This is a genomic window from Streptomyces xingningensis (assembly GCF_054957865.1).
The window spans coordinates 89536-110829 of the sequence record NZ_JBDJPF010000003.1 but is presented as its reverse complement, the minus strand read 5'-3'; the positions used below and the strand labels follow the sequence as shown (position 1 = coordinate 110829).

Annotated in this window: 17 protein-coding genes; 3 read left to right on the top strand and 14 right to left on the bottom strand. The window is 71.0% G+C overall.

The window, feature by feature from the left end:
- Positions 1-13 precede the first annotated feature (13 nt).
- On the bottom strand, positions 14-1027 hold the full coding sequence (locus ABCR83_RS02715; RefSeq protein ID WP_462692911.1) for an Lrp/AsnC family transcriptional regulator: 1014 nt from the start codon (positions 1025-1027) through the stop codon (positions 14-16).
- A gap of 119 nt (positions 1028-1146) precedes the next feature.
- On the opposite strand from ABCR83_RS02715, the gene ABCR83_RS02710 reads away from it, so the two are divergent.
- A complete protein-coding gene (locus ABCR83_RS02710; protein ID WP_462692909.1) occupies positions 1147-2703 on the top strand; it encodes an MFS transporter in 1557 nt (518 codons plus the stop codon).
- On the opposite strand, the gene ABCR83_RS02705 is transcribed toward ABCR83_RS02710, so the two are convergent.
- Together ABCR83_RS02705 and polX are read right to left on the bottom strand one after the other, a co-directional pair.
- Positions 2700-4091, bottom strand: coding sequence for an FAD-dependent oxidoreductase (locus ABCR83_RS02705; RefSeq protein WP_462692907.1), 1392 nt, complete (start codon positions 4089-4091; stop codon positions 2700-2702). The genes ABCR83_RS02710 and ABCR83_RS02705 overlap by 4 nt on opposite strands.
- Before the next feature lie 204 nt (positions 4092-4295).
- Positions 4296-6014 (bottom strand): DNA polymerase/3'-5' exonuclease PolX, encoded by a 1719-nt coding sequence (polX, locus tag ABCR83_RS02700; RefSeq protein WP_462692905.1) that lies wholly within the window; start codon positions 6012-6014, stop codon positions 4296-4298.
- Positions 6015-6155: 141 nt separating this feature from the next.
- On the opposite strand from polX, the gene ABCR83_RS02695 reads away from it, so the two are divergent.
- Positions 6156-8537, top strand: a complete 2382-nt coding sequence (locus ABCR83_RS02695) for a tetratricopeptide repeat protein (RefSeq protein ID WP_462692903.1) — start codon at positions 6156-6158, stop codon at positions 8535-8537.
- Positions 8538-8546: 9 nt separating this feature from the next.
- Here ABCR83_RS02695 and ABCR83_RS02690 read toward each other — a convergent pair whose 3' ends face one another.
- The 9 genes from ABCR83_RS02690 to ABCR83_RS02650 form a co-directional block, all read right to left on the bottom strand.
- Positions 8547-9986, bottom strand: a complete 1440-nt coding sequence (locus ABCR83_RS02690) for a hypothetical protein (RefSeq protein ID WP_462692901.1) — start codon at positions 9984-9986, stop codon at positions 8547-8549.
- A gap of 441 nt (positions 9987-10427) precedes the next feature.
- Positions 10428-10967: a type 1 glutamine amidotransferase domain-containing protein gene (locus ABCR83_RS02685; protein ID WP_462692899.1), complete on the bottom strand. Its 540-nt coding sequence runs from the start codon at positions 10965-10967 to the stop codon at positions 10428-10430.
- A gap of 19 nt (positions 10968-10986) precedes the next feature.
- A complete protein-coding gene (locus tag ABCR83_RS02680) occupies positions 10987-12102 on the bottom strand; it encodes a baeRF2 domain-containing protein (RefSeq protein ID WP_462692897.1) in 1116 nt (371 codons plus the stop codon).
- Positions 12103-12332: 230 nt separating this feature from the next.
- Complete coding sequence (locus ABCR83_RS02675; protein WP_462692895.1) at positions 12333-13151, bottom strand: chitosanase; 819 nt, start codon at positions 13149-13151, stop codon at positions 12333-12335.
- Between the two features lie 38 nt (positions 13152-13189).
- A complete protein-coding gene (locus ABCR83_RS02670) occupies positions 13190-15667 on the bottom strand; it encodes a glycoside hydrolase family 15 protein (RefSeq protein WP_462692893.1) in 2478 nt (825 codons plus the stop codon).
- A 45-nt stretch (positions 15668-15712) separates the two neighbouring features.
- Positions 15713-16006 (bottom strand): MTH1187 family thiamine-binding protein, encoded by a 294-nt coding sequence (locus ABCR83_RS02665; protein WP_462692891.1) that lies wholly within the window; start codon positions 16004-16006, stop codon positions 15713-15715.
- Between the two features lie 33 nt (positions 16007-16039).
- Positions 16040-17176 (bottom strand): MAB_1171c family putative transporter, encoded by a 1137-nt coding sequence (locus ABCR83_RS02660; RefSeq protein ID WP_462692889.1) that lies wholly within the window; start codon positions 17174-17176, stop codon positions 16040-16042.
- Positions 17161-17694: a hypothetical protein gene (locus ABCR83_RS02655; protein ID WP_462692887.1), complete on the bottom strand. Its 534-nt coding sequence runs from the start codon at positions 17692-17694 to the stop codon at positions 17161-17163. The genes ABCR83_RS02660 and ABCR83_RS02655 overlap by 16 nt, the downstream gene beginning before the upstream one ends.
- Positions 17695-17774: 80 nt before the next feature.
- A complete protein-coding gene (locus ABCR83_RS02650) occupies positions 17775-18548 on the bottom strand; it encodes a hypothetical protein (RefSeq protein ID WP_462692885.1) in 774 nt (257 codons plus the stop codon).
- 338 nt (positions 18549-18886) lie between these two features.
- Here ABCR83_RS02650 and ABCR83_RS02645 point away from each other — a divergent pair, with 338 nt between their 5' ends.
- Positions 18887-19495, top strand: coding sequence for a hypothetical protein (locus tag ABCR83_RS02645; protein ID WP_462692883.1), 609 nt, complete (start codon positions 18887-18889; stop codon positions 19493-19495).
- Positions 19496-19646: 151 nt separating this feature from the next.
- Here the strand turns inward: ABCR83_RS02645 and ABCR83_RS02640 are convergent, their stop codons facing one another.
- A complete protein-coding gene (locus ABCR83_RS02640) occupies positions 19647-19850 on the bottom strand; it encodes a hypothetical protein (protein ID WP_462692881.1) in 204 nt (67 codons plus the stop codon).
- 135 nt (positions 19851-19985) lie between these two features.
- Positions 19986-21272: an aspartate kinase gene (locus tag ABCR83_RS02635; protein WP_462692879.1), complete on the bottom strand. Its 1287-nt coding sequence runs from the start codon at positions 21270-21272 to the stop codon at positions 19986-19988.
- Positions 21273-21294: the final 22 nt, after the last annotated feature.

Sequence of the window (21294 nt, the reverse complement as noted above, 5' to 3'; positions counted from 1 at the left end):
CTGGCGGACGTCCTCAGGCCACCCGCAGCGGACCGGCCCCCTTGAGCATCCGGAGAATGGGCGCGGTGCTGGTGTCCTGGACACCGGGCAGGGCGGCGACGGGCCCGGTGAGATAGCGGTAGAAGGCCCCGGCGTCCCGGGTGCTGATGTCGGCGAAGATGTTGGTGGTCCCGGTGGTGGCCGCCGCATAGCACACCTCCGGATGGGACGACAGCGCCGTGCCCGCCGCATGAAGGCGGCTCGGCTCCACCCTCAGCCACAACGCGGCATGGAACTGCCGGTGCGTCATGACCCGCGGGTGGTAGTCGACGTCGAAGTAGAGCGCGCCCGCCGTCCGCAGCTCCGCCATCCGGCGGCGGACCGTGGTGGGCGACCAGCCGGTGGCCGTGGCGAGTTCGTCGACCGGGGTGCGCCCGTCCCGGGCCAGCACGGCCAGCAGGGCCCGGTCGGTCTCGTCGAGCGGGTAGGGCTCGGCGGGCTCGGCCAAGGCGGCGGCCGGGGTGTCCGCGGGAGTCAGGGCAGCGACCTGGTCCGGCGTCAGGGGGCCCGACCTGGTGACCGGGCTGTGCTGATGGCCGAAGAAGACATGCAGCAGACAGTGCGCCGACATGTCCAGGATGCGGGGAGTGCGGGGCAGCTTCTCCAGCAGCGGTGTCTCATCGGAATCCGGCCCCTGTGAACGGGTTGTACAAGTGATCTCGGTACCACCGGAGTTGAGGGTGACCCAGGTGGTGTCCGGCCGCCGCGCCAGCGCCTCGCCGATCGAGGCGGCCGCGTCCGGCGCGCAGCGCAGCCGCAGCCACCAGGGGGTCTGGCCCACCCGCAGCGGGTCGGCCAGACCCAGCACCCGCAGGGTGCCGCTGGTGCGCAGCCGCGTATAGCGGCGGGCCACGGTCTGGTCGGAGACGCCGAGGACCTCGGCGATCCGCCGGAACGAGGCACGGCCGTCGATCTGCAGGGCATGCCCGAGCTGCTGGTCCGGTGGATCCAGAGCGGGGAGTACCGCCTGACGAATGTCGAGATTCACCGTTTCACGCTAACCGATGTCGGATTCCGCCGCCAAGGCGGAATTGAGTGTGGCCCACTCCGATGGCCACCCCATGCTGTGGCCGAGACAGCGCACTCTTCACGACTGGAGCGACAACGATGCGTAAATGGTGGCCCCTGGTGGCCGTCTGCCTGGGAGCGTTCATGTTGCTGGTGGACGTCACCATCGTCAATGTGGCCCTGCCGGACATGGCGGACGACCTGCACGCGGGCTTCTCGGCGCTGCAATGGGTGGTCGACGCCTATGCCCTGGCGCTGGCCGCACTGCTGCTGGCCGCGGGTTCGCTGGCCGACCTCTTCGGACACCGCAAGCTGTATGTGACCGGGCTGACCATCTTCGCCCTGGCCTCCCTGGCCTGCGGGCTGGCACCCAACGCCGGTGCGCTGGTGGCCGCGCGGGCGGCCCAGGGGGTGGGCGGCGCCGCCATGTTCGCCACCTCGGCGGCCCTGCTCGGCGCCACCTACCAGGGCCGCGACCGGGGCATGGCGTTCGGCATCTGGGGCGCCGTCAACGGCGCCGCCGCGGCGGCCGGGCCGGTACTCGGCGGACTGCTGACCCAGCACATCGGCTGGCAGGCCATCTTCCTGGTCAACCTGCCCGTCGCGGCCGCCGCCATCCTGCTGACACTGCGCGTGCTGCGCACGGACCGGCCCGACGGCCAAGCGCCGCGCGAGCGGATGGACATATCCGGCGCGGTGACCTTCACCCTCACCGCGGCGGCCGCCACCTACGGCCTGATCCGCGGCAATGAATCCGGCTGGACCTCCGCGTCCACCCTGGGCGCCTTCGCGCTGGCGGCACTCTCGCTGGTGGCCTTCATCCTGCTGGAGACCCGCGTCAACCGCCGCGGCGGAAGGCCCATGCTCGACCTCGCCCTGCTGCGCCGCCCCCCGTTCGCCGCCCTGATGGGCGGGGCGCTGCTGATGCAGGGCGGCGCGTTCGGCTGGTACGGGCTGGCTTCGGTGTGGCTGCAGTCGGTGCTCGAACTGAGCCCAGTCCAGAGCGGTCTGACCCTGACTCCGGCCGCGGCGGTGGCCTTTGCGGTCGCCGTGCTGGCCGCGCGGTACCAGCGGCTGACCCCACGGGTGTCGATCGGCTGTGGAATGCTGCTGGTCGCGGCCGGTCTGCTGCTGATGTACGCCCAGCTCTCGACGGATTCCACCCGCTCCGATGTGATGGCCGGGCTGGTCCTGACCGGCGTCGGGGTCGGCCTGACCACACCGATGCTGGTATCGGCGGCCGTGAGCAGCGTCCCGCCGCAGCGGATGGGCATGGCGGCGGGCGCCGTCAACACCTTCCGCCAGCTGGGCATGACACTGGCGATCGCCGTGCTGGGCGCCGTCTTCACCGGCCGGGCCCAGCGCGTACTGTCCGATGCGGGCCTGGTCCCCGACCCCCACTCGGCGGCCGCCGCACTGGCCGGCGGCCAGGCGCAGCGCCTGGCGGACGCCGCGCCGATGGGCCGGCGCGGCGCGGCCGAGCACCTGGTCCACCAGGCCTTCGCCACCGGACTGCAGCAGGTCTTCCTCTGGTCGGCGGTGGCATCCGCGCTCGGCGGTCTGCTGATCCTGACCCTGTTCCGCCCCATGGACGCCCGGCCCGCGCCGGGTGGCGGCGAGGCCGCCCGCGCCGAGAAGCCGACGGTGACGGCTTAGGGTGCCTCCTCCTCCGTCGGAGGCTCGGCAGGTGCGTACGGCACGGGATCGAACAGCACCGCCTTGGCGATCGCCGGTGCGAACAGGGCGCCGGCCGGCGCGGACAGGGAGGTGACGCCGCGGAAGACGGCCTCGATGTCCCGGTTGCCGCGGGCATGTTGCTGCAGGCGGTTCAGGTACCAGTCGAGGGGACGGTCGACCGCGCGCGGCCGCAAGGTGTTTCCGGTGACTCCGGGCATCTTCTTGTCGGCCCCGGCCGAGACATCCCAGGCCTGGCTGATGACGGTGAACAGGGCCCGCTGCACCCGGCGCGTCGAGGGCGTGCGCCCGGTGCCGTCCAGCGCATCGCGCAGGGCGAGGGCGCTGCGTGCGGCGACCGTCATGCCCTGTCCGTAGATGGGGTTGAAGGCGCACAGGGCCTCCCCGATGGCGAGGAACCCGGCCGGGCGGCGGCCCGGCCGGTCGTAGCGGCGCCGTCGGTTGGCGGTCTGTCGGAAGCCGTGGATGGCCGAGGCCGGTTCGGCCTTCTGTAGCCAGGTGTGCAGGACCGGGTGCGGGAGTTCGGCGGCGAACGCGCGGAACCCGGCCTCGTCGGTGGGCGGTTCACAGCCCCGCAGCCCGGAGAGGATCAAGGACCAGCGGTCTCCCTCCAGCGGCATGAGAACGGCACCGCGCGGCTGGGTGGGGTCGGGACTGATCAGGACGCCCCGGAAGGGCAGTTCGGCCTCGGGGCTCGCATGGTAGAAGCGGGTGGCGTAGGCGAGGCCGGTGTCGAGCAACTCCTCGTGCGGCGGTTCGGCGCCCAGCGCGGTCAGCCAGCCGGGCGCACGGGAGGAACGGCCGGAGGCGTCCACCACGAGATCGGCTTCCAGCAGCCGGGCCTCTCGTGTCCGGGACGCACCGCCGCGCTCCCGCACCCGCACGCCCCGCACCCGGACCGCGTCACCGGCCAGCCCGGTCACCTCGGTGCCCTCCGCGACGGTGATCCGCGGGTCGGCCAGCACCCGGCGGCGTATCAGCCACTCGGTCAACGGCCGGGAGCCGGTGAAGACATGTGCGCTGGCCGGCATGCGGCGATACCAGCGCCCCAGGTGCCACTGCACGATGTCATTGGGCATGCCGACCCGGGGGGAACCGTGTTCCCGCAGCTCGTCGAGGATCCCCGGCAGCAGCGCCGCCAGCGCGTGCTGGCCGCTCTGCAGCAGGACATGCGTATGGCGGTCCTGTGGCACACCGGACCGGAACTCGGGGCCGTCGGGCAAGCGGTCCCGCTCCACTATGGTCACCCGGTCGGCGTGCCCGGCAAGCACCTTGGCCGCCAGGAGCCCGGCCAGGCTGCCGCCGATCACCACGGCATGGCGGCCCGGCTGACCGTCCCGCCCCGTCAAGTGGCCCCTGTTCTGCGCATGTTGCCCGTTCGCTGTGTCCACCGTGCCCCTGCCCGTTACCTTGATCGACTACTGGTCGGGGGCGATCCTATGCCGAGCGGACGATCATGCAACGCCGCCCCCGGCCGAGCCGGCGGCGGGCGGGAAGCGGCAAGTCATACCGACGGGGCCCGCGTTGCACGCGGTGAGCGGGCGAGGCCCGGCTCACCCCGGACGCAGAAAACGGCGCAGCCGCTGCAGCGGCCAGGTGTTGATCACATCGTCCTTGGTCAGCCACCCGCGCTGCGCCGTCCCCACGCCGTATCGCATAGAGGACAGATGGGTGATGGCGTGCGCATCCGTGTTCACCGCGAACCTCACCCCGTGCCGCTTGGCGCGCAGGATGTCCTCGTCGCACAGGTCCAGCCGCTCGGGATGCGCATTGATCTCCAGGGCGGTGCCGGTCCGCGCGCAAGCCGCGAACACCGCGTCGAAGTCGGCGTCGATGCCGGGCCGTTTGCCGAGCAGCCGGGTGGTGGGGTGGCCGATGATGCCCACCCGCGGGTTCTCGCAGGCGCGCACGATCCGGCGGGTCAGCTCCGCCCTGCTCTGGTTGAAGTGGGAGTGCACGGATGCGATACAGAGATCGAAACCCGCCAGGAACTCCTCGGGCCAGTCCACCGAGCCATCCGGCCCGATATTGAGCTCGGTGCCGTGCAGCAGCCGCAACCTGCGGTGTTTTCCATCGAGTTCCCTGACCCGCTCGCGCTGCGCCAGGGCCTTCTCCTCGGTCATGCGCTGCATATACAGATCGGGGGCGTGATCGGTGACGGCGTAGTAGGCGTAACCGCGGCCGGCGGCCGCGACGACCATGTCCTCAAGGGGGGCCAGCCCATCGGTGAGGTCGGTATGGGTGTGCAGATCACCGCGGATGTCGCTCTCGGCGAGCAGGTCGGGCAGCTCGTTCCGCAGCCCGGCGGCGATCTCGCCGCGGTCCTCGCGCAGGGTGGGCGGGATCCACGGCAGACCGAGCCGGGCGTAGATCTCCTCCTCGGTCGCGGAGACCACCTTCCGACCGCTCTTGACCCGGAAGAGCCCGTACTCGGACAGCTTCAGCCCCTGGCGCACCGCGAGTTCACGCACCCGGATGTTGTGCGCCTTGGACCCGGTGAAATACAGCAGACCCGCCCCCCAGGAGCCGGGCGGCAGGACCCGCAGATCCACCTGCAGACCCTTCGAGGTGCGAATGGAGGTCTTCTTCTCGCCGCTCACCACGACCTCGGCGGTGTACGGGAGATGGCTGAACACCTCCATGAACGGGGCCGACCGGTCGGCGGCGACCAGGACGTCGACGTCCCCGATGGTCTCCCGCATGCGCCGCAGCGAACCGGCGTAGGCACACCCCTCGCACCCGCTCACCCGCGACAGGTCCCCGACGACCTGTTCCGCGACGTCCATCGCCGCACCGATGAGGATCCGGCCGCCGGCCTGCTGCATCAGCGCGATGCCATGCAGGATGTTCTGCTCGGTCTTCTCGCCGAAGCCCTTGAGATCACGCAGCCGCTCCTCATGGATGGCGTCGAGCAGCCCCGCCACGGAGGAGACCCCCAGCTCCTCGTAGAGCGCCATGGCCTTCCTGGGACCGAGCATGGGAATGGTGAGCAGCTCCCGCACCCCGGCCGGGATCGCCGCCCTGGTCTCCTCGATCGCCGGAACCTGGCCGGTGCGCAGATATTCCACGACCTTGTCGGCGATCGACTTCCCCACATGAGGGATCTCCCGCAGACCCGCGGCGTCGAGCTTCGACACATCGGTGGGGAAACCACCGATCGCCCGGGCGGCCTTCTCATAGGCGCGCGCCTTGAAGGCATCGCCACCCGTGATCGCGACAAGATCGGCGTACTCCCGGAGCAGCGCCTCGACCTCCGCATTGGACCGGACCATATGTTCAGCGTGCCACTCGGGCGGCATCGGCACATTCCGGAGCGGCACCGGGGCGCATACGCACCGGTGAGAGGCGTTACCGGCGCTCGGGGCAGCCGGGGGAGATATCGTCATCCGGACTGCGAGTCGGGGAGGGAATTCGTGGATCCGTTCACGATGTCGGCGCTGTTCTCGGCGATCGACACGGTGACATCAGGAGCGCTGTCCGGGGCGGCCGGGGAGATGGGACGGCGGAGCGCGGAGGGACTGGCCGGGCTGGTACGCCGGGCCGTGCGCCGCGGCGACAGCACCGCAGACGACGGCATGGATCCCGCCTTGCCGACGAGCGAGAACGGGCGCCGGGAACTGGCCGCCCTGCTGTACGAACACGCCTGCACGGAACCCGACTTCGCTCGTGAGATCACCGCCTGGCTGCGGGAGACGGCGTGGCTGGGCCGGTTCGTGGTGCCCCCGGAGGCCCGCTGCCCACAGACGCTCCCGCCCGCCAACACCACCTTCACGGACCGCGACTCGATCCGGAACCAACTGGCCGGGCTGCTGGACAGCGCCGCCGAGAACGCCGGTACCCCAACGGTCGTGGTGCTCGTCGGCCCCGTTGGCATGGGCAAGTCCACCGCCGCCGTACAGCTGGCGCACGAGCTCAAGGAGCGTTTCCCCGACGGGCAGTTGTATGTGGATCTGGACGGAACATCGGCGGCCGAGGCACTGTCACCCTCCGACGTGCTGGTGCACTTCCTGGACCAGCTCGGGGTACCCGCGGACCGGGTGCCGCCCGTGCTGTGGAGACAAACCGCTCTCTACCGCGACCGCATGGCCGACCGGCGCATGATCGTCATCCTTGACGACGCACACTCGCCCGCACAGCTCCGCCCCCTGCTCGCCGCCGCCCCCGGCTCGCTGGTACTGATCACCAGCCGGCACCGCCTGGACGAGCTCGCGGCGGACCCCGGAGCCCTGCACATCCCGGTCGGCCCGCTGACGGCGGACGACTCCGTCCTGATGCTCTCCCGCATCGTCGGGCCGGACCGGATCGCCGGCCATGAGCAGAGCGCCCTGGCCGTGGCCAGGATATGCGGCGGCTCACCGCTGGCGCTCAGCTCCACCGGATCCCGTATCGCGGTACGGGAACACCTCACCTGGGAAACGGCCGAACTGCAGCTGGCGGATCGGCAGCGGCACGGCCGGGACGAGGAGACCACAGACATGGGAGAACACGGCACGGACCTCTCCTACCAAGAGCTCCGCCCCGAGCCCGCCCGCCTCTACCGGCTGCTCGGGGCATGGCCAGGGCCCACCCTCACCGTCGGAGCCGCCGCCCGGGCCGCCGACATCGACGAGGACACCGCACGAGCCCTGCTGGAGGAGCTCGCCGACGTCCACCTGCTGCAGGAAGTCGCCGAGGAGCGCTACCACTTCCACGACCTGGTGCGCCGCCACGCCGAGCGACGAGCCCAGGAGGAAGACGGCCATGCGGGCATCGCCGCCGCCATCCGCCGCATGATCACCTGGCACCTGGGCTTCGCGGCCGCCGCCGAATTCCGCGTCATCCCCTCGCGATGGCGCCTCGGCGCCGCCTACCTCCGCCTGACCCTGCCCGGGGAACGCGACCCCGAGGACGGCCGCGCCGCCCTGGCCGAACTGCGCCGCGAACGCGCGAATCTGGTCGCCGCCGTGCGCGCCGCCGAAGAGTACGGCTTCGACGAACTGGTGTGGCAGCTGTGCGAGGCGATGTGGGGCCTGCACCTGCGGCTCGGCTTCCACGAGCAGTGGGTCGAGACCCACCTGAAGGGTGTCGACGCCGCCCGCCGCTGCACCGCCGAGTTCGGCGACCCACGCGCCGAAGGCCGCATGCTGACCCAACTCGCCTTCGCCTACCTGGGACTCGGCCGCCTGGACGACGCCGAGCAGGCACTGGCCGAGGCGGCCGCTGCGGACCAACGGGCGCAACACCGGCGCGGACAGGCGACCGCCGTGGAGTCGCTGGGCCTGCTGCGCCTGAAGCAGTGGCAATACACCGAAGCGGAACGGTGCTTCACCTCGGCCCGGCGCATCCTGCTCACCATCGGCCCCGGAGAGGACGGCGAGCAGGATGTGCCCCGCGCCTCGGCACTGCTGGAGCACCACATCGGCCGCGCCCTGCGCGGACAGGAGCGCTTCGACGAGGCGGTCCGCCAACTCTACGAGGCCCTCGCCCGGTTCCGCGGCCTGGCGGAACGCGACCTCTACAACGAGGGCCGGGTGTATATGAGTCTGGGCGAGACCCAGCTGGACGCCGGCGACCCGGCCGCCGCCCGCGTATGTCTCGACAAGGCCCTCGGCGTCATGGCGAAGGAGGGGGCCGAGCTGCAGCGGGCCGACGCCGCCGAGCTGCGGGGCCGCTGCGCCCGGCAGTTGGGCGACCCGGTGTCGGAGGCCGAGGACCTGCGCACGGCCGCCGAGCTGTATGAGCGGGCCGGTGATCACACGGCCGCGGCCCGGATGAGGGCCCGCCTGGCCGAGTTGGACGAGAGAGGGAACCGTTAGAAGCGCCCTCTAACCCCCGACAGCGTGCTCGACGCCGATCCGATGCGATTCGCCGCCCGTGACCACCGTCATTCCGTCCGCCGCCGCGGCCAGCGTCCGCCCGCCGGCGAGCCACGCATGGAGCGCGGACGCATAGGCGGCCGGGTCGCCCAGGTCGGCCCGGCCGCCCGCCTCCGGCGCGGCCGTCAGGTGGACGAGATGCCCGCCGCGGGTGCGCACCGTGCAGCGGTCCGGCCCGGTGACATACGCGGCGAGCGCACAGTGCGGATGGCGCGCGAGCACCTCCGCGGTCCAGGCGGCGGGCGGGCCGATCCGGGGGTCGTCCGCCGTGCCGTACCGCACGATCACATCGGCGATGCTCAGCCGGCTGATGTCCCGGGTGTCCTCGTGGACCACCGTATGGGCGCCGCCGGTATGGCTGTTCTCGGACTCGGGCCCATGGGGGGAGTCCGCGAAACGCGTGACGGCGATCCGTGGCGGAGCGGCTCCGGTCAGCCGGGTGAGGACCCGCACCGGGGCGGTGCGCACGGCGGGTTCAAAGGGTGGCAGCGGCAAGGGGGCGAGACAGGCCGGACCGTCATCCGGCTCCGGAATGCCGATGAGGTCGTAGAAGAGACGGCGCAGCAGCGCGCCGGACTTGCCGGGTGAAGAGCTGGCCTGTGCCGCCAACTCGGCATGATGGTATGGATGATGATGCTCCATCACCTGGTCGAGCTGAGCGCGCAGGCCGCCCCGGCGGGACAGCCTGGGCGCCGTCCGGCCCAGGGCGGCCACCGGTGAACCGGGATCGAGGTCGTCCTGCGGGAAGGCGCCCAGCAGGACGGGGGTGCCGATGGATGCGGCGTAGTAGGTGACGCTGCCATGGTCGCCCACCACGCAGTCGGCGGCGACCAGGGCCTGCCGCCAGCCGTCCAGCGGGGGAATGACGGTGAGTCCGGCCCGGCGGGCCCGGTCCAGCCAGGCCCGCAGCTGCCCGGGACCGTGCCCGTACCAGATGTTGGGGTGCAGGACGGCCACGGTGCGGTACTCGTCGGCGGGCAGTTCCGCCGCCAGCCGGGGGAGCAGCCAGGGCAGCAGGTCGCCCTCGGCCCCGCGGTCACCGAACAACGACCGTGGTGACCATGTGGAGTTGACCACCACCAGTCGTTGACCGGGTGTCACCCCGAGCGCGCGCCGGAAGCGCTCACGGTGGGGCAGGGCATCGACGAGGCGGTCGTAGCACGGGTCCCCGGCGAGCACCGCGGTCGGAACGGCTTCCGGGCACGCGGCGGCCAGCCGCTCCTCCTGCTCGGGGTGGGACAGCACGGTGGCGGTCGCCAGGGGACGGCCGTTGTACAGCAGCCAGTCGGGCGAGAGCCCGAAGACGGGAGCGGGTGTCCGGTGTCCGGTGTCCGGTGTCCGGTGTCCGGTGTCCGGTGTCCGGTGTCCGGAGCCTCTTATTGTAGCCAATCCCGTGCGACAGCACGGCCAACTTCCCCTGGATCAGATGGAGTTGACCTCCATAGCTCGCGGATATGGCGAGATCGACAGGGGTGGTCGTGGCCTGCTCCCAGGGCAGCACCGGCAGCTCCGCCGATGCCAGCAGCTCGGGCACGCCCGCGAGGAACGGCGACGAGCCGGTGCAGGTGGCCAGCAATTGCAGCCGGAGGTCGCCCCGCAGAAGGGGGAGGATGTCCAGCAGCCGGGTCGCCGAGGTCACATTGTGGACGATCAGGAGCACGGGCCGGGAGGCCGCCCGGGTCCTCCATCGTTCGGCATCGGCGCCGACCGGAACCCTCAGCCGCTTTACCTCATGCGCCACTCGGAGCCCCTCCCCGCATCGCCTGTTACCCCGCACCTGGACTGTCGTGCGATATTACCGTCCAGGGGATCTTGCCCAGGTGCCACCGATCACGTCGGCGTGCGGAACTCCTCGAGGAACGCGGCGCAGAAGACCTCGAGGTCGGCCGGCTTACGGCTGGTGACCAGGGTGTTGGGCCCGCGCCCGCACACCTTGACCGGTTCGTCGACCCAGGTCCCGCCCGCGTTCTGGATATCGGTGCGCAGGCTCGGCCATGAGGTCAGGGTCCGGCCGCGCAGCACATCGGCCTCGACCAGGGTCCAGGGTGCGTGGCAGATCGCCGCGACCGGCTTGCCCGCGGTGAAGAACTCCCGGGCGAAGGCGACCGCCTGCCCGTCCAGCCGCAGGGCGTCCGGGTTGGCGACCCCGCCGGGCAGCAGCAGGGCGTCGTACTCGGCCACGCCGGTATCGCGCACGGCCTTGTCCACCGGGAAGGTGTCCGCCTTGTCGAGGTGGTGGAACGCCTGGATGCGGCCGGGCCGGGTGGAGACGAGCTGTGGAACGCCGCCCGCGTTCTCGACCGCCCGCCAGGGGCCGGTGAGTTCGACCTGCTCGACGCCCTCGGGCGCCATGAGAAACGCGACCCTCATGATGTCGTCCTCCGGGACGCTAGGTGTAACGGCAGAGGCCGCCGGTTCCCTGAGGTGGAGCCCCTGCCAGGCCGGGTTCCAGCACTCGTACGTCCGCGCCGGTGAGCAGGGCCGTCCGGACGGCCACATCGGCCAGCCGGCCTTCGTGGACGGACCCGTTGCCCGTCGGCAGGTCCTCGCGGCGTTCGCGGACGTCGGTCGGTGCGGGGCCGAACCAGGCCGTGCGCTGGTCCTGCGGATCGTCGGTCACCGCCAGGATGCGCAGCCGGCCGACGGCCAGGGCGTCGAGCGTGTCATGGACGCCCACGACCGCGTGCCCGCCCGGTGAGCGCTCCGACTCCAGGAGGCGCAGCAGCCCGGCCGTGCGCGCGTGCCCGGCTCGGGAGGCCTCCGCCGCCACCTGGGACGCGCGTTCCGTCGCCGCCCCGTCCTCGCTGCGGCTGCCGCTGACCTGACCCACCGTCACATCGCGTCGGACCCACTGCGGGAGGTGCTTCACCACGTACTGCCGCGCCCGCACATCACCGGCCAGCAGGAGCAGTCGGGCCGACAGTTCGGTGAGGGCGGTGCCCAGAGCTTCGGCGACCCGGGTTGCATTGTGCTCCCAGGAGTCCTCGGCCCGGTGCTGGAAGCGCATCTGGGACATGCCGCCGGGCGCGCTGCGGACGATCTCGTCGTCCGGGCCGGTGACCGTGCGCCGGATGGCCTCGGTCGAGCCCTCCGGGTAGAGCAGCAGGTCCGCGCCCGTGCGGTCCACGACGGCGACCACTCGGGCGGGATGGTCCTGGCGCCACTCCAGCAGGGGCAGCAGATGCGGTACCGGCGCGTATTCGGCGAGGTCCCCATGGGGGGAGCCGGGCAGTTCGGCGGAGTGCCGCACCTCGCCCCCGGTGGCGAACACGGCGAGGGTGCCGGTGCCGGGCAGGGAGTCCAGGACCCGGGAGGTGACTGCGTCCAGGGTGTCCTGGCCGGCCCCCTCACGGGCCAGCCGGGCGGCCAGATCGCGCCAGCGGGCCTCGGCCTCCTCGACCCGTTGCGGGCGTGCCTCGCGGTCGAAATAGACCGATACAAAGGGGCCCGGCGCATCCAGCAGATCGCGCAGGGTCCCGGTGCCGGTCCGGGTGGCAGTGGTCATATGGCTCCTCCTTCCACCTCTCTCCAGGTGAACAGATGTGGCCACCGGACGCCAGCGCGCACCGGCTCCGTCCGGACCGGTCCGCCGTCTTCGCAGATCAGAGGCGCGCGATGCGGAGAAAGCCAGGGCTTCCCGGTCGGCCTAGGACTGAATCTGACCTAGATGATTCCTCCGGCCCGGCGACTTCGCCGCCGACATCGGGGAGTTCTTCGTCAAGGTCCGCTGACCGTCTACCAATTGATCTCGTAGGGGTCGCCATAGACCCGCCACTTCAGCGGGGGCCGCAGTTCGAGGTTGCCCGCGTTGAGGAACACCCGCTGCTCGGTTTCCACCCGGCTGGTGTCCGCGTGGGCGACCTTCCTCCGCAGCACCTTGGTGCGGGCGTCGAGATAGGCGCCGAGGTAGGTCTTCTCGTCGCCGCCCCGCGCCGGGGGCGGGACATGGGACAGCACGGTCCCGCGGATCCAGCGGAAGCTGTACGGTCCCACGCCGGGCCCGTGCTGGACGATCGCGTCGTAGTAGGCGAACTGGCCCAGCGCATGCAGGCCGTCGGCCTTGGCCAGCCTGACCGCGGGGTTGAAGTAGTCGGTGTCGCGCACGGATTCCTGGGCATCCCGGAACGCCTGGTCCCGGGCGGCCTGCCGCCAGGCCGCCTCGAACGGCCGGCCGAGCCCGGCATGGGAGCCGCTGCCCCTGGCCCTGCGCAGGGCGGGCAGGTAGGGCGCGAGCGGATTGCCGGGCCGGTGCTCGGTATAGAGCTCGACGAGGGTGAGCATGTCGCCCGTGCCGGAGGTGAAGCCGATGATGCCGCCGGTGTAGCCCTGGCCGTCCTCCTTCAGGAAGCCGAACTGGGCGCGCCAGTCGAGGGTGGAGTTCTCGGCGCTGGACACCAGCTGCATGGCGATGTCCTTCTTGTGTGGATCATCCAGGTCGGCTCCGGGCGCGGGGATGGCGGACGCGGTGCCGGGGCCGGACGCGAGGAGGGCGACGGCCGCTCCGATGAGGGCGGAGCGGGCCACCGCCGAGGCATGCTCGGACATGTCGGACATGGTGGGAGTCTCCCTCCCCGGCCGGTCCCGGTGTGGCATCAGCGCCAGGTGTCGTCGAGCGTCACCGTCCCCGAAGCGCCGGTGGTGCAGCTGCGATTGGGATCGCTCTCCCAGCTGACGGAGCCATCGGGGTTCTTCTTGACGTACTTGTACTCGATGGACGTACGGGCGGGCAGGGAGACCACCGCGCTCCACACCGGGTATCCGGCCGCGCTCATCGGCACGGCCCTGGCCGGGTCCCAGGAACCCAGCTCGGGGACCGAACCCACGACAAAGACGTTCTGGCCCCAGGAGGTGGTGGCCTTCTCGTGGAAGGCCGCCGACACCCGGCCGGACGGATCGCCGTCGGCGTACCGCCGGGCGACGACGTCCGGGGTCTCCACGGTCTTCCCCGCGCCGATGTCGATGGCGAGGCGTACATACTGCGCCATCGCCCACATCAGCGGGGTGGCGGAGTTGTCGGGCCGGCCCCGGGTGAAGGCGCCGGTGGCCGGGCCGTCCCAGATCTGTTCGGAGATCTGGTGGCCGTCGTTGGCGGCCCGGGCCATGGCGGAGAGCATCTCCAGGGCGCCCCGGGTGTTCCCGGTCTGCACATCGTGCTCGCCCCGTTCGCCGCTGAGCACCGGCCAGGGGCGGCCCACGCCGGTGCCAGTGTAGTCGCCGCCGTCGGCCCGCTCGCCATAGCCGTCGTGGTTGTAGCGGCTCCAGTAGGCGCCCTGTCCGGGAAGGCCGGTGCGGATCGTCGCGTCCACGGCGGTGAGCGATGTGGTGATCCGCGGGGCGGACGGCGACATCACACCGAGCCGGGAGAGCTCCAGGAAGCCCTGGTCGACGATGGCGCGCTGGTCCCAGGTTCCGCCGCCGTTGGAGATGGTGAGCGGGTCGGCGTTGTCCGGCTTGCCGTTCGGGGTGATCCGCAGGTAGTACGAGCCGCCGCCGATCGGCCCGGTGATGGTGTAGGTGGTGGTGTCGATCGCGGCCCGCATGGCGTCCGCCTTGGCCAGGTAGCCGGCCGCCCGGGCCCCCTCCCCACGAGCCCGGGCGATGTCCGCCGCGCACACCAGACCGGCGACTTCGGCGGCCATGGTGGACGGGGAGTAGCCGCTGTTCTCCTCCCAGCGCTCCTGGTCGGTGACCGGGCCATGGGCGACGATGTGGTCGGCGAGGAGCCGGAGCCTGGGCCAGGTCGCCGCATCCTTCCGGCCGAGCTGATAGGCGAGGATCAGCGGGAAGGCGACCTGGTCCTCCTGGGTGCCGTTCCACACCGGGGTTCCGTCCAGCCAGGAGTTCTGTTTGACGGAGCCGCTGTCGGTCACCTCATGGGCGAGGATGTAGTCCAGCGCGTCATTGGCGTCGGCGGTGGCGCCCGCGGCCAGCAGGGCGGTCGCCATCTGGTACTGGTCCCGGGTCCACACCAGGTGGTAGCCGTGCGCGCCCGGGGCGTCGGCGCTGACGCTCGCGCCCCAGGGCGTCACCGGCGCGGCGACGAACCCGCCGGTGAAGGTCTTGTCCTCGTCCGCCTTCACCTCCATCAGCGAGACGTAGTACTGGCGCCTGAGCCGGGCGTCATGGGCCACCGAGGCGGGCGCGGCGTGCAGCCGGGAGACCCAGGAGTGCCAGCCCGCCCGGAAGGCGGCCTCCGCCGCGGCGAAGCCGGTGTCCAGCGAGGCCTTGGCATCGGAAGCCGCCGCGCTCCGGCCGGAGTTGAAGGCCAGGGCCAGGGTGAAGGTCCGGGAGCCGCTGTCCGGCACGGGAATACGGGCGGTCTGGGTGATGTGCCCCGGGGTGTCCGCGCGCTGCCCGGGGGTGGTGAGGGTGTGATGGTCCGTCAGCTCGGTGGCACCGTCACCGGGGGTGCCCGCATAGCCGGTCGAGGTCCGGGTGAAACCGGTGGACGCGGCCAGGGCACTGGCGACCGGCCCGTTGGAGGCGGTCAGGACATTGCCGGTGGCGTCGGTGGCACCCGTGTTGCCCATGCCCTGGTTGCCCAGCGCCGGGCTGTAGTGCGCATACAACGACAGGGGAATGCCGGAGAGATTGCTGAAGGTGGTCCGCACCAGGACGACGGACCGGGCCGGATCGGCGACATAGGTCTTGGTGATGCGGTACTTGCCGTTCGCCGCGGTGTTGGTCTGCCGCCACTCCAGCGAGGTGGGGTCCACCAGGGAGACGGCATGACGGGTGTCGGCAACCTCGTTGTCGGTGAAGGTCGAGCCGTCGGTCACGTAGTACTGGAGGCCGAAGGTGGCCGGCGCGTCGGGCCGTGGGAAGAAGGCGTTCTCCAGCTCGCCGTTGCCGACCGTGTACCAGACCTTGGAGTCCGGGGACAGCGCGTCCGCGAAGCCGTCGACGCGGGGCTCGTTCCAGTGCGAGGCCACCCCGGGCGCTCCCGGGGCGGGAGCCGCCGCGGCCGGTGCGCCCGCCGCCGCCAAGGCGGCGGCGGCCATGGCCACGGCGGTGAACAAGGAGGTCGCGCGGAACCTGAGTCCGGTCTTTCTGGTTCTCCTGATGCTCAAGAGGATGTCCACGCCGCGAGAGTGAACTCGCCGGATGGGTACCTGTCAATGCGTCAGGCGTTCCTCGAGAAGCCCGATCTTTCCGTCGAGCGGGCTGGGCATGTCCGGCCAGACGTCGATCTTGACGATGGCCTGGACCCGGGGCGCCTTGGCGGCGACGGCCTCGGTCGCGCGTTTGACCACGTCCATGACCTCGTCCCAGTCACCCTCGATCAAGGTGTACATGGAGTCCGAGCGGTTCTTGAGACCGGATTCACGGATGATTTTCACTGCGTCGGCGATGTAGTCGGCGACGCCGGCTTCCACTCCCATGGGGGTCAATGCGAAGGCGACGAGCACGAGTTCTCTTCCTTTTCGGGGGCTGGAGGGTGATCAGGCCGTGCCGAGCGACGACCGGTAGGCGTGGACGGCCGGTGACCGGTAGGCATCGGCCACTTGCAGCAGATGGTCGATCTCGTCCGCGAGGTCGTTCGCTCCCGGACCGGCGAGGTTGGCCGTCTGGGACTGCGGGACCACGCCGTCGTTCTTCGCCCGGAGGGCGGCGGTGAGCCAGCAGGCGGTGAGATGGGCGTCGCTCAGATGGCCGGGGACGCCCTGATCGGTGACATGCCGGTGGGCCAGGTCGAGAGCGGAGGGGGTGACATAGTTGCGGAGTACGATCATCGCGTCCCTGATCTCGATCACCCGCCGGTACAGGCGCAGTTGGAGGGGGATCACCAGACTCCGCACACCGCTGTCCGGGGCGAGGACGACATCGGGGTTGGCCGCGGTGAGATCCCGCCACAGCGGGGCCAGCTGCCGGTAGGACCTGCCGTCCCGGCGGCGCTCGCGCACCTGGGTCACCACGGGCAGTGCCACGCCCACCGCCATGAACAGGGCCTCGACGCCGGTGACGGGCGAGAACAGCGGGGCAATGTCCGTCGAACGCGTCTGCAGATAGACGAGCTTGAGGACCCAGAGCACATCCGCCAGCAGCATCCCGGTGCCGAACAGGCGCAAGCCGTAGCGCAGCAGCCGGGGAGTGTCCTGCCGACGCCCATAACTCCAGCACACCAGCCAGCAGGTGGTGTCCGCGATCAGGTGGAAGGAGAAGAAGATCCACCAGTAGGCGTCCGGAACGCCGGGAGTCGACGCCGAGGGGGCGATGATGTTGCGCGTGTGCGCGGGAGCGCCCTGGTCCAGGAGCACCAGAGTGGTCATCACCGAGACGGCGGCACTGAACACCAGCCCGGTGTGACGCTGCCGCCCCGCGGCTCCCAGGATGAACCACAGCACCGCGGAGGCATCGACGATGGCGAACAGGTGCGTGGTCATGTCGATCCAGTGCGCGTCCGGGACCACATGCGCCAGGAACTCGGTGACGGGGTCGAGATGGGTCGACATCGCCAGGGCGATCATGATGATCGCGAAACACAGCGGCCGCTGCTCCCGGTTGCGCAGATGGGGAGCGCGGGCCAGCGCCACCACCCACAGGGCGGTGATGCCGACGGTCTCTATCCACGTGGGCATGACGCTCCCGAGTGCCGGGCCGTCCGCAGCCCCATGGCGGACTCGAGCCCGCCCAGCATGCCGGAGAGCAGCGTCGGGCCGGGGACGCGGCCGGCGGCCTCCAGGATGAGGCTGGCGATCATCTCCGCTTCCTGCTCCTGCTCATCGGAGTACTCGATCCGGGGCAGGATGTGCCGGATCGACTCCGGGTTCGCGATGTCGATGTGCCGGTAGAGGCTCTGATCACCGCCCGTCGGCCGGTGTTCGCACACCATGTGTCCGATCTCGTGCACGATGATGTGCTCCTGGTGCAGGTGGCTGGTCTGCGCGTCATAGAAGATGTAGTCCCCGTGCTCGGCCACCAGCCACATGCCCGATGGTGTGCCGGGAACCGTCGGTGTCGGCAGGGGGAGCAGATGCACGGGGCGTTCGCGCCCCGACGCGAGACGGTCGCACAGTTCCCGGGCGGAGAAGGGCTCGGGCAGGGTGATCCCGTTGATCACCTTCTGACATTGGCGGCGCAGTCGCCTCCAGTGCATCTTCGTCGGCTCTCCGGGGCTCGTCGGGATGGGAGGACACACCAACTGGTAGTTGGCTTGCATCATTTCACCGTCCCGACTCATCTGCGCTGCGGAGGCTGGCGGTTTTGCACGCCCTGCTCCAGGTCGCGAATCTGCCTGATCATGTCAGCGGCCATGCGCTTCCCCTCCGGGGACAACGCGGCGAGGTCACCCCGTAAATACACCGCGCTCACCCCGGCCTCGGCCATGGACTGTTCCAGCTCACGCCGGGCCAGCAGCTCCTCGTCGTCCGTCTCCCCGGATGAGGTGTCGTCCGTGAAAGAGGTGTCGTCCGTGAAATAGGCCAGGGGGACGTCGAAATAGGTGGCCAGGGCGCAGAGATGCCGCAACGGCGGGCTGGGCTGCTCGCCATGGCACAGCTTGCGCAGATATGCGCCGGAGAACTTCTCACCCGAGCGTGCGGCGACGTCCGCGGCCAGGGAACGGTAGAAGGACTCCTCCCCGGCGCTCGGTGGGGCCGGTCGCCCGAGCAGCTTGTCGAGCTTCTCCGCCAGCCCGGACCGGCAGTCGGGAGCGTCGCCCACGGCGGTGCGGCCCATGGCGGGCGACGGCTGATCGTGGAAGTACGCCGCGGGAACCTCGAAATATTCTGCCAGGGCCTCTATGTGGCGCTTGGTCGGGTTGTCCCGTTTTCCTTTGCGTAACTGCCAGATGTAGTTGCCGGAGATCACCGGCTCGCCGGCCTTGATGTTGATCACTGCGGCGATGTCATTGGTGGATAACGCCTTGCCCTGCTCACGGCTTCGCACGCGGATCAGGTGGTCCAACTTCTCGGCCAGTCCGGCCGGCTGTCTGTCCTCGCTCCCCAGCACGCCACCGCTCCCCTCGACAATGTGAACGTGAGACAACCACTCTAGTGGAATCCCGGCCGCTCGAGCAGGTGTCCTGTTGAGGCCTGGCCACAGGTGCCGCGATGCCCTACTCTCACGCCTGAGTCATTGACTCAGGCGTGAGTTGGATGGGGAGGGGGGCTCCCGCCTGTGACCTCAGTCAACGCCTCAGGGCCTCTTCGGATGTGTGGGAGCGATGGCCCCGCCGGGCACCCCCGGGCGGGGTGTGCGGATCAGTCCACGCCTGTGTCAAGTCACCACCGGCTCCTTGGAGATGCCATGGCGGATGAGCCGGGCTCGCACCGAAGGAGGACATCGGATTGACGCTCCACCGATACGCCATCGCGCCCGCCTTCCCCGAGCCGTACACCGATCCCACGGCAGCGGAAGCCTGGCAGCAGGCCGAGGCCGAGCTGGTCACCTCGGCCCAGCGGCTGGCCCGCCTGATCGCCGACACGCTCACCGCCATGCTGCCCGAGGCCGCATACCTCGTCCTCACCTGCGACGACGGCGACGAGCTGGAACTGCACAGCCTGTTGAGCGCACAGGGCTTCCTGCTGTGGGACTTCATCCACCACGACGACCCGCTCCCGGCCCTGCCGCCGGACAGCCCGCTCGGCGCCCAGTGGCCGGACGACCCACGCCGTGCCACCACCCTGCTGCCCCTGCTGGCCGCACTGCGGCGGCGGGGCATGACCTTCGACCACCTTCCCGAGCAACTGGCCGTCGGCGACGTCCCCCGCTTCGCCCACTGTCTGCTGCTGTCCCCGACCGCCCGCCCCGCACGGTGGGCCTGGGACTGCGCGGAAGCCGACATCCAGCACCGGCTGCGCCCCTACCCCATCGCCCGGCGCGCCGCCCGGCGCCGCCCGGTGCCGGTCCAGACGCCGCCGGCGGCCGTGACGATGCCGACGCCCCTGGTGCGCTGAGAGACGACCTTGCCCGGGCAGAGCCGCTTCGGCTTCTCCCCGCGCAAGGCGGCGTCCACACGCCCGCCCGGCAGGCCGTCATGCGCCGCGGTCCCGAAGTAAGAACCCGAAGTAAGAAGCAGGCTCCGCGGGTGGGTGACGCCGGGGCGGGTCAGGTCGCCTTCGGGCGCTTGACCCAGCCCTTCTTCACCAACTGGTCGCAGTGCCACTTGGCGTGGCCGGCGCTCTCGCCGTTCTTCCGGGCGGCGCTGACGCAATCCGCGTATGGAAAGGGCGGCTTGTCGGCGGCCGCCGCCGATGCACCCACTCCGCCGACCGCAAGGGCCGCGACCAACGCGATGACCATCCGACGCACAGGGCTTCTCCTCTCCTCGCTCCGAAGCACCCGCGCTCCGGGCTCGCCACCACTCAACGAGCCGGGCCTCCCGCAAGAAACGATCCCGCACGCCGGTACGCGGCGTCGGGCCGTTGGCCCCCGGGGCGGGGTACCTCATCGCGCCATGATCGTTCCATTGGCGCTCAGTGGCGACAGGCCGTCGGTGGTCTCCCGGCCCGTGCCGAGGCCGAAGGTCCGATGCAGGGTACGGACGGCGTCCGGGACCCGGGAGCCGGGGCACAGGGCCGTGATCCGGTCCCCTGACGTGGAGACGGCCTCGCAGCGTATCCGCGCCACGGCCAGTGCCTGGCTGAAGGCCGCGATCGTGGCCGCCCGCATGCGGGACCCGACGACCGACACGGTGCCGATGTCGTCCCTGGCGGCCAGCTCCCGGTAGCCGACCTCAACCCGCCGCTCGCGCAGCACGGCCAGCGCGGCGGGAGCGGCGCCGCGCGGCAGCACCAGGGTGATGTCGCCGCGCCGTCCGTCCGGCGACGGCACCAGGTGGTGCACGGCCAGGTCGACCTCGGTCTCGGCGTCGGCCAGGCCGCGGAAGACCCTCGCCAGGGCCTCCGGATGGTCGGGGACGGCGGTCATGGTGAGCCGTGTGCAGGACAGGTCGTGGGCGACACCCGTGATCGCCTCACTCGTCGGCCGGGGGCTCGCGGCATCCCCCGACACCACCGTGCCCGGGCCGTCGGCGCGGGCCGACCGGACGTGAATGGTCACCCCGTGCCGGCGGGCGTATTCCACGCTGCGCGGAGCCAGCACCTTGGCGCCGCTGTCGGCCAGCTCCCGCATCGCCTCGTAGGACAGCCGGTGCAGCGGCCTGGCCTCCGGCACAAGCTTGGGGTCCGCGGTGTACACCGCGTCCACATCGGTGCGGATCTCGCACACATCGGCCTTGAGCGCCGCGGCCAGGGCGATGGCCGTGGTGTCGGAGCCGCCCCGGCCCAGGGTGGTGACCTCGTCGGTCTCCCGGCTGACGCCCTGGAATCCCGCGACCAGCACGATCTCGCCGCGGTCGAGCGCCTGGCGCACCCGCTTGGGCTCGACGTCGACGATCTGGGCCCGGCCGTGGGCCGACGTCGTGATCACACCGGCCTGCGGTCCGGTGAGGGAACATGCGGGTGCCCCCAGGGTGTGCACCGCGATCGCGGCCAGCGCGTTGGAGATGCGCTCGCCCGCCGTCAGCAGCATGTCCAGCTCGCGACGGGACGGCAGGGGGGACAACTCCTGGGCCAGCCGGAGCAGCTGGTCGGTGGTGTCGCCCATGGCGGACACCACCACCACGACATCGTGGCCGTCGTCATGGGCGGCGACGATGCGCCGGGCGACGTGCCTGATCTCCTTGGTGCTCCGCACCGAGGAACCGCCGTATTTCTGGACGATGAGAGCCATGGGATGGCGCCTCCCCCTCGGG

What these genes read in the sequence shown, in the direction of transcription:
- ABCR83_RS02675 (WP_462692895.1), bottom strand. Translation starts at nt 13,151, where the DNA reads ATGTCCGACATGTCCGAGCATGCCTCGGCGGTGGCCCGCTCCGCCCTC.
- ABCR83_RS02710 (WP_462692909.1), top strand. Translation starts at nt 1,147, where the DNA reads ATGCGTAAATGGTGGCCCCTGGTGGCCGTCTGCCTGGGAGCGTTCATG.
- ABCR83_RS02680 (WP_462692897.1), bottom strand. Translation starts at nt 12,102, where the DNA reads ATGACCACTGCCACCCGGACCGGCACCGGGACCCTGCGCGATCTGCTG.
- polX (WP_462692905.1), bottom strand. Translation starts at nt 6,014, where the DNA reads ATGGTCCGGTCCAATGCGGAGGTCGAGGCGCTGCTCCGGGAGTACGCC.
- ABCR83_RS02685 (WP_462692899.1), bottom strand. Translation starts at nt 10,967, where the DNA reads ATGAGGGTCGCGTTTCTCATGGCGCCCGAGGGCGTCGAGCAGGTCGAA.
- ABCR83_RS02655 (WP_462692887.1), bottom strand. Translation starts at nt 17,694, where the DNA reads ATGCACTGGAGGCGACTGCGCCGCCAATGTCAGAAGGTGATCAACGGG.
- ABCR83_RS02660 (WP_462692889.1), bottom strand. Translation starts at nt 17,176, where the DNA reads ATGCCCACGTGGATAGAGACCGTCGGCATCACCGCCCTGTGGGTGGTG.
- ABCR83_RS02635 (WP_462692879.1), bottom strand. Translation starts at nt 21,272, where the DNA reads ATGGCTCTCATCGTCCAGAAATACGGCGGTTCCTCGGTGCGGAGCACC.